This is a genomic window from Psychroserpens sp. (genome assembly GCF_036960315.1).
GTDB lineage: Bacteria > Bacteroidota > Bacteroidia > Flavobacteriales > Flavobacteriaceae > Psychroserpens.
In genome coordinates this window covers 120,476-133,740 of the sequence record NZ_JBALVR010000004.1, presented here as the reverse complement: position 1 = coordinate 133,740, position 13,265 = coordinate 120,476, and the positions used below count along the sequence as shown (strand labels likewise).

General features: G+C 33.5%; 8 protein-coding genes. 6 read left to right on the top strand and 2 right to left on the bottom strand.

The genetic code is table 11. The annotated features are described in order from the left end of the window. Positions 1-84 precede the first annotated feature (84 nt). From V7719_RS08595 to V7719_RS08575, 5 genes are all read left to right on the top strand, one after another. Complete coding sequence (locus V7719_RS08595; protein ID WP_335729480.1) at positions 85-441, top strand: Hpt domain-containing protein; 357 nt, start codon at positions 85-87, stop codon at positions 439-441. Between the two features lie 12 nt (positions 442-453). Continuing rightward, the gene (locus V7719_RS08590; protein WP_335729479.1) at positions 454-2,946 is read left to right on the top strand and encodes a tetratricopeptide repeat-containing hybrid sensor histidine kinase/response regulator; all 2,493 of its coding nucleotides are present in this window, start codon (positions 454-456) and stop codon (positions 2,944-2,946) included. Positions 2,947-2,948: 2 nt separating this feature from the next. Then, the gene (locus V7719_RS08585) at positions 2,949-3,716 is read left to right on the top strand and encodes a LytR/AlgR family response regulator transcription factor (RefSeq protein WP_335729478.1); all 768 of its coding nucleotides are present in this window, start codon (positions 2,949-2,951) and stop codon (positions 3,714-3,716) included. A gap of 234 nt (positions 3,717-3,950) precedes the next feature. Then, positions 3,951-4,082, top strand: coding sequence for a hypothetical protein (locus V7719_RS08580; protein ID WP_335729477.1), 132 nt, complete (start codon positions 3,951-3,953; stop codon positions 4,080-4,082). Between the two features lie 51 nt (positions 4,083-4,133). Further along, positions 4,134-4,265, top strand: a complete 132-nt coding sequence (locus tag V7719_RS08575; RefSeq protein WP_335729476.1) for a hypothetical protein — start codon at positions 4,134-4,136, stop codon at positions 4,263-4,265. A gap of 17 nt (positions 4,266-4,282) precedes the next feature. Here V7719_RS08575 and V7719_RS08570 read toward each other — a convergent pair whose 3' ends face one another. Then, positions 4,283-5,635, bottom strand: a complete 1,353-nt coding sequence (locus tag V7719_RS08570) for a UDP-N-acetylmuramate--L-alanine ligase (protein WP_335729475.1) — start codon at positions 5,633-5,635, stop codon at positions 4,283-4,285. Positions 5,636-5,704: 69 nt separating this feature from the next. Next, positions 5,705-6,658, bottom strand: a complete 954-nt coding sequence (locus tag V7719_RS08565; protein WP_335729474.1) for a tetratricopeptide repeat protein — start codon at positions 6,656-6,658, stop codon at positions 5,705-5,707. Positions 6,659-6,848: 190 nt separating this feature from the next. Between V7719_RS08565 and V7719_RS08560 the strand changes: the two genes are divergently transcribed. Continuing rightward, a complete protein-coding gene (locus V7719_RS08560; protein WP_335729473.1) occupies positions 6,849-13,241 on the top strand; it encodes an alpha-2-macroglobulin family protein in 6,393 nt (2,130 codons plus the stop codon). The last annotated feature ends 24 nt before the right edge of the window (positions 13,242-13,265 follow it).

Sequence of the window (13,265 nt, the reverse complement as noted above, 5' to 3'; positions counted from 1 at the left end):
AGAATAACACCTCTATATTTAATAATTAATTAAGTGTATCTTCGGAATATATAATTGATACACTATTTTTTTAGCACATTTTATATGCATTGGAATACTAAAATTATAAATCCACAGGATTTAATAAATATCTCTAGAGGAGATGATAAAATAATTCATAAATACTTATTACAATTTCAAGAGTTAATTCCTCAGCGTATTGAAAGTTTAAAAGAAAACTTAAAAGCTGAAGACAGAAAACAAGTACGACAATTATTACATCAAATGAGTCCGCAAATACAGTTTTTTGGTCTTATTGAGCTTGTTAAACCCATTCGCAGATTAGAGCTAGATTATGAAACAATGTCCTTAGAAGATTTAAACACACTAGTACAAACAGTCATAACAAAACTAAACCTAGCGCTTAACGATGTAAGTTTAACACTCAAGGAAAATTTCTAACAACCAACCCTCATGAAAACAAAGCATCTATTTTTTCTCATTGCCTTTTTCTCTCTTTCCTTTTCTATCCATGCACAAGTCAATAAAGACTCACTTTGGACGGTTTGGAGTGATGAGAACAATCCTGTTTTAGATCGACTAGAAGCTATAGGAGATATATCTAAAGACGCGCAAGGCATGTACAAACCTGTCAACTTAGACACAGCATATTATCATGCCCAATTACAATATAAATTAGCCGAATCTCATAATCTCAAAAAATATATGGGAAGATCTTTGGGGAACCAAGGGAACTATTTCATGGCTAAGCAAAAGACTAATGAATCTATTGAACTCTTCTACAGCGCAATTAAAATTTCAGAAGAGGTAGATGACCAATATAATATTGCTACAAGTTCCTATAATATTGGAATTAACTATTTCAAACTAGGTAATGCTGCAAAAGCAATCCCTCTTTTTGAACGCGCATCTCAAATATTTGAAGACCTTGGTAAAAAAAGACTTCAAGCGCACGCCTTAGATAAAATAGGTTTTTTGTATGTCTCCCAAAAAGATGAACGCAGTTTGGAGTATTTAAATAAAGCTTTAGCCATTAGAGAAGAGTTACTAAAAGAAGATGACAGTCCAAGAGATCGCATGGTCGTTACCATGATGAAAAATCATATTACTAGTCTTTATAAAGGTTTTGGTCTTATAGAAGACACTACAAAAGACAGCCTAATTAGCACGAATGACCTTGAAAAACTGGATTTAGCACCAGATTCACCATTAACACTTTCAAAAGCTGGTGAACAAGCCCTTGTAAAAGGTGATGATGCCAAAGCAGAAGACAATTTCAAGGAAAGTATTAAGCAAAGTGAAGCACTTGAAAGTAATACAGTCACTGCAGCATATTTAATAAGTGCAGGACAAGCCTATTTTAATACAAAACAATATTCTAAAGCGCTTCCTTATTTTAAGAAAGCACTCGTACTTGCAAAAAAAGAACAGATATTGGAAATGAAAGGTCAGGTATACTATTATTTGTATGAAATCCATAATAAATTAGGACAACACCGTCAAGCGTTAGACATGTTTCAAAGCACGATTAGAATTCGTGATTCTATATTAAATTTAGAAAACGTAAAAGCAGTTATTCAACAAAAAGTTGAATCAGACTACGACAAACAAAAAGCAATTGATGATCTTAAAAATGAAAAAGAATTTGCGCTGCAAGAAGCTAAGACTAATGCACAGCAGCGTATTTCTTGGGCCATTGGTATTGGGTTATTATTAATCTCCATATTGGCTCTTGTTATATTCAGCAGACTTAAATTAACTCGTAAACAGAAAGTCATCATTGAAGCACAAAAGAAAAAAGTAGAACAATCTGAAAAATACAAGCAAGAGTTTCTGGCGAATATGAGCCATGAAATCAGAACACCAATGCATGCTATTTCAGGGATGACAAAAATTTTAGAACGTAATAAACATCCTAAATCGCAAGATGTTTTTCTTAAAGCTATGAGAACGAGTTCTGACAATCTAGTCGTTATATTAAATGATGTTCTTGATTTGTCGAAAATAGAAGCTGGTAAACTCGAAATTGAGAACATCTCAATGCATCTAGAATCTGTAATAGAGAATGTGATTCAAATTCTGAAATTTAAAGCAGAAGAAAAAGGTTTAATCTTATCATATAACATATCTAAGGATGTACCAACTTTAGTTAATGGAGATCCTACGCGATTAAATCAAATTTTAATCAACCTAATCGGAAATGCCATAAAATTTACTGAAAAAGGTAACGTAGACATCTTACTAACTTTAAACAACAACAATCTTCATTTTCAAATAAAAGATACTGGGATCGGTATTCCAAAAGATAAACAACAAGCAATTTTTGGTGCTTTCGAACAAGCAAAAGAATCTACAACTCGTTATTATGGAGGTACTGGGCTTGGGCTTAGTATTTCTAAACAATTAGTAGAATTACAAGACGGTAAAATTTGGGTAGAAAGCGCTGAAGGAAAAGGAAGTAGCTTCTATTTTGAATTACCTTTAACTATTCCTGAAATAGATTCTATTAGTCAAAATTTTATTTCAGAAGAGAGGCTAAAAACAATGGCCAAATCTCTTAAAGGCATTCGTATTCTTATTGCTGAAGACAATCCATTTAATCAAATGATAGCACAAGATGATTTATCATATTATATTGAAGATGTTACTATAGATACTGTAGAAAATGGTGCGTTAGCAATTGATAAATTTAAAAGCGATAACTTTGATCTCATCCTCATGGATGTACAAATGCCTGAAATGAATGGCTTTGAAGCTACCAAAAGCATTAGAGCCATAGAAAAAGCTGAAGGAAGAACAACTAAAATTCCAATTATTGCCATGACAGCAAGTTTATTAAAAACAGAAATTGATAGTTGTTATACTGCTGGAATGGATAATTATATCCCAAAACCTTATAAACTTGAAGAATTGATTGTACCGATTTTTAATGAGCTAAAATCATAATTATGAGTTTTTATAAAATTAGGTGCTTAATTATTGATGATGATCCTTTTATAAGAGAGCTACTACAAGACAAGCTAGATCAATATTTTCCAGATATAGAAGTTCTATCTACTGCTAGTAGCGGAAAGGAAGGTTTGGAAAAAATTGCTAATTATAACCCTGAACTTGTTTTTCTCGATGTTGAAATGGCCGATATGACTGGATTCGAAATGTTATCTCAATTGTCTGAAATTAATTTCCAAACCATATTTATAACGTCTTATAGTCATTATGCCATAAAAGCTATTCGCTTTAATGCTTTAGATTACTTATTAAAACCCATTGATTTAGGCGAACTAAAAAAAGCTATAAAACGTTTTAAAGCATATGCTAATTCAATTCCACAAAAAGAAAACCTATCATTAGCATTGAAAAATATTGCCAACAAAAATATTTCAAACCATATGCTCATTTTAAAAACCCAAGACGGCGATTTAAGATTAGTTTTAAATGAAATTATTCATATTGAAGGCGATAGAAACTACAGTTACATCCATCTAAAAAACGGCAAAAAGGAGTTAGTTACTAAAACCCTTGTTGAACTTGAAGAATTACTTGATTCTAAGGGGTTTTATCGATGTCATAAGTCCCATATCCTAAATGCAGAGCACATTTCATCTTACACAAATGGCAACTTTGTACACCTCACTGAGACAATCACTATTCCTATTTCAAGAAGAAAAAAGAAAGCCTTTATGGATTGGTTTCAGTCTTACAAGGCGACAAACTAATACTACCAACTTATTTATACTTCTCTATTCTCTTAATTAAAAACCTGTCTTACATCAGTAATCTCTAGTTTCGCAACCGGTAAATCAACCCTTTGCTCAAAAAGGGAACCTTAGGCTAAACACAACAACCATTAGATAAACACATCTTTCGTAGACTTTATATACCTATTACATTTACACTAAGCGAGTAAGCTTAATACATTTAATAATAGTAAAATTTAAAACCAAAATAAAATGAAAACAATTTCAAAATTAACAGGAACACAAGACACAACAACAAATTTAACAGCAGTTATTGGCTTATTCATTGTAAACGCCTTAATAGTGTCTTTTACAATATTGGCATCAATCAACGGCATTCACTAGAAACAAAATTAAAACAACAAAGGCTATTTTAATAATACTAAAATAAATAAGATGAAAACAATTTCAAAACTAACAGGAACGCAAGACACAGTAACAAATTTAACAGCAATTATTGGCATATTCATTGTAAACACATTAATAGTGTCTTTTACAATATTGGCATCAATCAACGGCATTCATTAATAGGAAATAATAAACGCTTAAAACAATTTCGTTACCTCATCAAAATCGAGTCCGCCATAATCCCCAGAACTCATTAACAACAAGGCTTTATTATTAAAGTCTTGAGAAAAGAGAAAAGATTTAAAGTCATCTGGATTGGTATAGATAATTAAATCGTCACGCTCAAATGCATTAGCGATTTGTTCGTGAGTCACTTCTTCCAGTTTTTTGATTTCTACAGCATGTGGTGAGTAAAAAACTACGGCTACATCAGCAGCATCTAAAGCGCCTTTATATTCCTTTAAAAACTCAGCATTTAAACTACTATAGGTATGTAATTCCAAACAAGCCAGCAAGGTTCTATCTGCATATTGCTCTTTTACAGCATTAGTAGTTGCTTCTACTTTACTTGGTGAATGCGCAAAATCTTTATAGGCAACACCTTTAGAGCTTTCAGCAATTTTTTCTAAACGCTTACTAGCACCTTTAAATGTAGAAATAGCTTCATAGAAATCATCTTCATCAATTCCCATGTGTTGACAAATCCATTTGGCACCAGACAGATTATTGAGATTATGTTTTCCGAAGACTTCAATAGGCAAATCACCTTCAGGTGTAGCGAGTAAAGTTTGTCCGTTTTCTACACGATAATCAGGTGTTTTGTATGCCAGCTTACGAATGGTATTCTCGCTAGCTTCAACGACGCGTTTAACTTCCGGATCTTCCTCATTATAATTGATACTTCCGCCATTAACGATGCTATCTACAAATATGGAAAACTGCTCAAAATAATTTTCGTAAGTTGGAAACACATTAATGTGATCCCAAGCAATACCACTCAATAAGGCAATATTGGGTTTGTACAAATGAAACTTTGGTCGCCTGTCAATTGGGGAACTCAAATACTCATCGCCTTCAAGTACGATAAAGTCATTGTCTTCCGTGAGTTTCACCATCACATCAAAACCTTCTAACTGTGCACCAACCATATAATCGACATCTCTATCATGGTAATGCATCACATGTAAAATCATTGATGTAATTGTGGTTTTACCATGACTTCCTCCAATAACAACACGTGTTTTATGCTTAGATTGTTCGTACAGAAATTCAGGATAACTATAGATTTTAAGATTCAATTCTTGTGCTTTCAGTAACTCAGGATTATCAGATTTGGCATGCATACCAAGTACAATACCGTCTAAATCTGATGTGATTTTTTCGGGAAACCACCCAAACTCCGAAGGCAATAAACCTTTGGCATCCAATCTTGATTTTGAAGGTTCAAAAATAGTATCATCACTCCCTGTGACCTTATATCCTTTATTGTGTAATGCCAAAGCAAGGTTGTGCATCGCACTTCCACCAATAGCTATAAAATGTACGTTCATAGGATGAGTTTTGTAGAATTCAAATATAGCAGTTTTTTGTCATTCGGAAAGTAGCAACGATTAAAGAATCTAAAGCTTTTCTATTTGTCGCTTTTCATCTTTAAACACCTTAATCTCTGGCAAGCCTACAATAGACTTATCAATCCATTTTAGAGCATTAATTTTATGCTTCTTGTTTTTATAAATCTGAGCCAATCGATAATAGGCCCAAGCTTTTGGAACACCATCTTTTGCTGAATAATTATCAATATAAGTCAGCAAACATTTCTCGCCTTTATTTAACTGAACATTATACTCTGCACAGACTTTACCAATTTGGTAATTCATCGCATTACGCTGATGTTTTTCACCTGAAGCTTCCAAATTAGAGATCGCTTTTTCTGGCTGCTTCTCTTTTTCATACAAACTTGTAAGCTTATTATAACAGGTTAATGAACCACCAAAATTGATAGCCATTTTATAAAATTTTTCGGCCAATTCTGGTTCGTCATCATATTCGTAGATATACCCTTTTGCCAAATAGCCATCTACTTTTGATAAGGCTTCCAATTCATTAGCATATTTAAAAGATTTTCGCTTGCTTCCACCAATAATCCCTGGTAACTGCATGTAGAGTTCTACTAAAGCCCAACGTGTATCAATATGTTTGGAATCGAGTTCTGCAGCTTTTAAAAATGCATCTTTAACATCTCCTATAATTCCTAGTGCTTTGAATTTACTAACACTAAGTGCTTTCATTCCTAATGCACCGCCATATTTGTAATGGTAATTGGCATTATTAGGTTGACGTTCTACTAATTTTTCATACTGAATAATGGCATCATCCCACTTTTTTTGGTGACCATAAATATCGCCATACAATTCGATGCCTTCCAAATCGTTTTGATTGGTTTGTACATATGCTGACAATAATTGTTCAGCTTTCTTAAAATTCTTTTTTGAAATGAGCGTTTGAGCTTCATCAAGCGATGACTGACCAAAAGCTAAAACCGGAAAAAAAAGGAAATATAATAAATATCTCATATAAATATTTGCGAAAAATGTATACCAATAGTTTTCCATCAAATACTATGGTATTATTTTTGATTCTAAGATTTCAAAGATAGGTACTTTACTATTAAAATTATTAACTTCACTCAACCAAACGACACAATGACTCATTTGTTGTTTTTTCGATTGATTTTAAAATTTAAATTACCAGAAAATTAAAATTATGAAGCCAATTATAAGCGTACTAATGATTATACTCTTTGCAAATTTTGCGAATGCTCAAACTCCTGAAGATTTCTCTGAATTATGGAAAGAGGTCAGTGATTTCGAAAATGAAGGTTTGCCAAAGTCTGCATTAGAAATTGTAAAATCTATAGAGAAAAAAGCTAAAGCAAGTAACAATAATCCTCAAGAAATCAAAACCTTACTCTACAGAAGTAAGTATGCTTTGGTTCTCGAGGAAGATGCACAGTTTAATGTTATTAACGACTTTAAGGAAGCCATTTTAAAAAGTAACATCCCAACTAAAAATGTCCTTCAAAATATGTTGGCAAACTTATATTGGCAATATTTTAATCAGAATAGGTGGAAATTTTATAATCGCACAAAAACTGGTGAAAAAGTAGATGAGATCGATTTTAGAACTTGGGATTTAGAAACCTTATTTGAAGAAATACATACCAATTATCAGCAATCTTTAGAAAACGGACTCATACTTCAGCTAACCCGTTTAGACGATTTTGAATCTATTATAATCAGTCAAATCGACTCTAAAATCTATAGACCTACACTCTTCGATTTATTGTCGCATAATGCACTTCAGTTTTATAAGACCAATGAGAATAATATCACCAAGCCTGCTTATAAATTTGAAATTGATAATCCGAAATTACTAAATTCATCAGCCAGTTTTGTCACTATGCGCTTGAAGTCTAAAGATTCTACGTCGCTGCAACTACAGGCTTTAAATATTTATCAAGATCTTATAAAACTTCATTTAAAAGACACATCACCTCAAGCACTTGTTGATGTTGATATCGAACGTCTGAAATTTGTTTACCAAAATGCCATTTTTGAAAACAAAGAAGCGCTTCTTTTAAAAGCTTTAAAAGTAGAAAGTCAGCAATGGAAAGCTGATAAAGAAGATGTAGCTGCCTTGTATGATTTCGAGATTGCTCAAATATACCTAAGACAAGGACAAGGATATCAGCCAAAAACCAATGAAGATAATCGTTGGAAATTGAAAGAAGCTTTAGATATTTGCAACGCTGTATCAGATAACTATCCAAAGAGTAAAGGTGCCGAAAAATGCCGCGCATTAAAACAACAAATCTTAGCACCATCCTTACAAATTACAATAGAAAATAACGTATCGATAAATTCAAATGGACTCGCTTTAATTGGCTATAAGAATTTAGTAGAAATGGATTTTAAAATTGCTAAAGTTGACAATTATCAAATCAGTACGCTTCGTGCTTACATAGGAAATATAACAGAAGAACTTAAGATGTTGAATGGTTTAAAAGCATTAAAAAACTGGACATCAACTCTTAAAAACGAAAGCGACTATCAGCAACATAACACCGAAATTACCATCCCAAAACTAAATAATGGTCGTTATGTCATTTTTGGTAAAGTAAGTAATGGCAGTAATACTTACGCCTTTAAAGAATTTCAGATTACAGATATCGCTTATGTGCAAAAAGAGCATAATGGCGATGTTATTTATCAGATTATTAATAGATCTAATGGAAACCCTATTGCCAATGCCAATGTGAAATTCTCGTACATTATAAATTATAATGATGATTACAAATCTGACACTTATAAAACCGATGAGAATGGGGAGTTCATTATTCAGAAAGCAAAGTTCAATCGCAGTCGAATTAAACTAGAAATCACTACTAAAGATGATACCGCGTATTTCGAAAATTTAAACATTAATCGCCATTACAACTACAGAGGTGATAATGATCATGAAACACAATACAGTGGATTCCTTTTTTCAGATCGAAGTATTTATAGACCTGGTCAAACCTTATATTTTAAAAGCATTGTCTTAAGAACAAAAAACAGCAAATCGGAAGTCGTTACAGACCAAAATGTAGAGGCAACTCTTTATAATACCAATAACGAAGAACTCTCAAGACTGAAACTAAAAACTAATGAATTTGGTTCTGTTTCAGGAGAATTCATTCTACCAAATAGCGGATTAACAGGAAATCATTACATCCGACTTACAGGAAATAATGACTTGAATGTATACCATTCTGTTTCCGTAGAAGAATACAAACGCCCTAAGTTTGAAGCTCAATTTAATCCTGTTACCGAAACTTTTAAGGTTCATGATACCATAACTGTAAAAGGGAATGCACTCGCTTTTGCTGGTAGTAATATTACTGATGCCAAGGTGGTGTATCGTGTTCACCGGAATGTGCAATATCCAAGTTGGTACTATTGGTACAGACCATACTTTAACAGTGAGCCTCAAGAAATCACACATGGTGAAACTCTAACCGATGCTTCCGGGAATTTCGAAATTAAATTTAAAGCGATTCCAGATGAAAGTGTTGATAAATCATCTCTGCCAACCTTTAGTTATGAAGTCACTGCCGATATCACAGATATCAATGGTGAAACCCGAAGTGCAACAACAGTTGTTAGGGTTGGATACCATGTATTGACAGCTTCTTTAAGTGTTGCTAACCAATTAGACAAAACCAAAAAAGATCATAAAATTGCTATTAGTACAAGAAACCTCAATGGTGAATTCGTAGCTGCAAAAGGCACGATAAAAATCTATAAACTAAAAGCACCAAAATCGGTATTAAGACCTCGTCCATGGAATGCTCCAGACTATCAGGTGTTTACTAAAACCGAATTTAAAACCTTGTTTCCTCATGATGCTTACGACAACGAACACGATAGTAAAAACTGGGAGAAAGGGGATTTGGTGCTTTCAGAGTCTTTTGATACTGAAAAGTCTAAGGAACTGGAATTAGGAAAAACAAAACGCTGGAAATCCGGAAAATATCACATCGTACTAGAGAGCAAAGATCGCTTTGGCCAAGCGGTTAAAGATGAAGCACAAACAAGTATGTATAGTGATGATGACAAAACACTTGCCGACAATGAACTGTTTAGTATTACAACTAATAAGAACAATTATAAGACTTACGAATCGGTAGAATTGACCATAGGTTCTTCAGCAAGAAATCTAGTGGTAACTGTGGAAGTTGAAAAAGATCACAAAATTTTGAATAAGCAGATTATCAATTTGAATACTAACAAGCAGACGATTACGATTCCTATTTCTGAAAATGATTTAGGTGGATTTATAGTACATTATAGTTACGCCTTTCAAAACAGTTTTAAGAGTGGACGTGTCAATATTTCGATTCCATATCCAAAAAGTGATTTAGAAATCGAGACGATGACCTTTAGAGACAAGTTACAACCAGGAACAGATGAAACTTGGCGTTTTAAAATTAAAGGTCCAAAAGGCGATCAAGTTGCTGCCGAATTATTAGCAAGCATGTACGATGCCTCTCTAGATCAATTCAAATCGCATTATTGGAGTTTCAATCCAATACAAAGACCAACCTATTATTCGCTGTATCGATTAAACGCCGGACAAAGTTTTAGAACCAATATGTTTACCGTAAGAAACCTACGACGTAGTAATGCTTCCTATTCAGTACAGTTCTATGATCAATTAAATTTCTTTGGACTATATTTTAGTGATTATAACCATGGTAGGCAGCAATATTTAAGAAATCAAAGACATTCTATACCATCAACTTACACTAGTAAAAAACTTTCCAGTGTTAAAGAAGGAATCGTAAAGGGAATTATCAATGATTTTGATGGTTTAGCGCTTCCAGGCACTAACATTCTTATAAAAGGAACTAAAAGCGGAACCACAAGTAACTTTGATGGAGAATTTGAATTAAAAGCTAAAAAAGGAGATGTATTAGTGATTAATTATATTGGTTATAAACCCTTGGAGATTAAGATTTCAAAAGACAATTATTTTAAAGTTACACTCAATGTAGATGCTACTTTAGATGAAGTTGTTATTGTCGGTTATGATGATAGAAGAGAAAAATCTCCTAGTAATGCAGTTTCCTCAGAAAGAGTTGAAATAGAAGAATTACAAATGGATACAGAAAGTAAAAAAGCACTTGTTTTTAATAGCCGAACGGAACAAAGTGGTGGAGCAATAATTGCTGATATAAAAGAAAAAGAAGCACAAGAAAAGGAAGCCTTTGGTGATGTTAAAATCCGTAAAAACCTTCAAGAAACTGCATTTTTCTTTCCGCATTTGCAAACCGACAAAGAAGGTCATGTGAGTTTTAGCTTTACAACGCCAGAGTCATTAACCAAATGGAAACTACAATTATTAGCACATACCAAAACTTTAGAAAGTGCTACAACGACTTTAGAAACCGTGACTCAAAAAGAATTGATGGTCATCCCAAATGCGCCTCGTTTTTTAAGAGAAGGTGATCAAATTAAAATCAGCACTAAAATTGCAAACCTAACTGACAACGAACTCAAAGGTGGAGCTGTACTTCAGTTATTTGACGCTTTAAGTGGTGAATCTATAGACGAAAAACTATCTAATACCAATAATGAATTAGGCTTTACCGTTTCAGCAAAAGGAAATACCAATGTCACATGGAATCTCAATATTCCGTTTGATATTGATGCCGTGCAATACAAAATTATTGCAAAAGCTGGTGATTTTAGTGATGGTGAGCAAAATGCCTTACCTGTATTAAGCAATCGTATGTTGGTAACAGAAACGTTGCCCATGTGGATTAGAAGTAATGAAACGAAGACGTTTACGCTTGACAAATTAAAAAATGTGTCTTCGACGACACTTAAACACCATAAGCTCACATTAGAAATGACGTCTAATCCAGCATGGTACGCGGTTCAAGCCTTACCTTACTTAATGGAGTATCCATACGACTGTAATGAGCAAACGTTTAGTCGCTATTATGCTAATGCTTTAGCGAGTCATATAGCGAATAGTAATCCGAGAATTCAAGATGTTTTCAATCAGTGGAAAAACACGGATGCTTTGTTGAGCAATCTTGAAAAGAATCAGGAATTGAAGTCTATTTTAATTCAGGAAACACCTTGGTTACGGGATGCACAAAGCGAAAGCGAACAGAAAAAACGTATTGCGTTATTATTCGATTTAAATAAAATGAATAATGAATTACAATCGGCGAAACGCAAACTCAAAAATGGTCAAATGTCAAATGGAGCTTGGCCTTGGTTTAATGGCGGACGACCAAATCGTTATATTACTCAGCACATCATCACTGGTTTTGGACATTTAGATAAGCTAGATGTCACGTCGAGCGGAGATGAGACGCAAATGATCGAGAAAGCAATTGCTTACTTGGACGTTGAGTTTGTTCAAGAGTATAAAGACATCAAAAAATACAATAAAAATGCCGACTTAAATAAAGATCATTTAAGTTATACACAACTGCATTACTTGTATATGCGAAGTTTTTTTCCGCAGATAAAAACCTCCAAGGAAGTGGAAGAGATTACAGCTTATTACCAAACACAAATTCAAAAGTATTGGTTGAGCCGTTCGCTATATGCCAAAGGATTAATGGCTTTGGTAGTGGATAGAATGGATGACAAAACGACCTCAGCAAAAATCTTGAAATCCTTACGAGAAACTAGTATTACTTCGGAAGAATTAGGAATGTATTGGAAAGCAAATACGGGTTCTTGGTATTGGTATCAAGCACCAATTGAAACTCAAGCACTATTAATTGAAGCGTTTTCTGAAATTGAAAAGGATATTGAAACGATAGATAATCTTAAGATTTGGTTACTCAAAAACAAACAAACGAATAGATGGTCTACAACAAAAGCAACTACTGATGCTGTGTACGCTTTACTTCTTCAAGGTAGTGATTGGTTAAGTGTAACAGATATGGTTGATGTGGTTTTAGGAGGAAAAGAGATAGAACCTTCCAAGTTAGAAAATGTGAAAGTAGAAGCAGGAACAGGTTATTATAAAACCTCTTGGTCTTCTGCTGAAATCAATTCAGAAATGGCTACCGTAAAGTTTACCAAAAAAGGAGATGGTATTGCTTGGGGAAGTTTGTACTGGCAATATTTTGAGGATTTGGATAAAATAACATCTGCTGAAACACCTTTAAAATTGAAGAAAAAACTCTTCAAAAAAACCAATACAGACACTGGAGAAGAAATTACAGAAATCACTTCAGAAACCGATTTAAAAGTTGGTGATTTAGTAAGAGTACGTATTGAGTTACGTAGTGATCGTGCTATGGAATTTGTTCATATGAAAGATATGCGAGCAGCAGGCTTAGAGCCAGTTAATGTCTTATCAAAGTACAAATACCAAGACGGCTTAGGCTATTATGAAAGCACAAAAGATGCCTCGACGAGCTTCTTTTTTGATTATTTACCAAAAGGAATTTATGTATTTGAATACGATTTAAGAGTGAGTAATGCAGGAAACATGAGCAATGGTATAACAACCATTCAAAGTATGTATGCACCTGAGTTTAGTAGTCATAGTGAAGGTATTAGGATTTCAGTTGATAGTGAGTAGTTGTTAGGAACCTTTATGAGATTC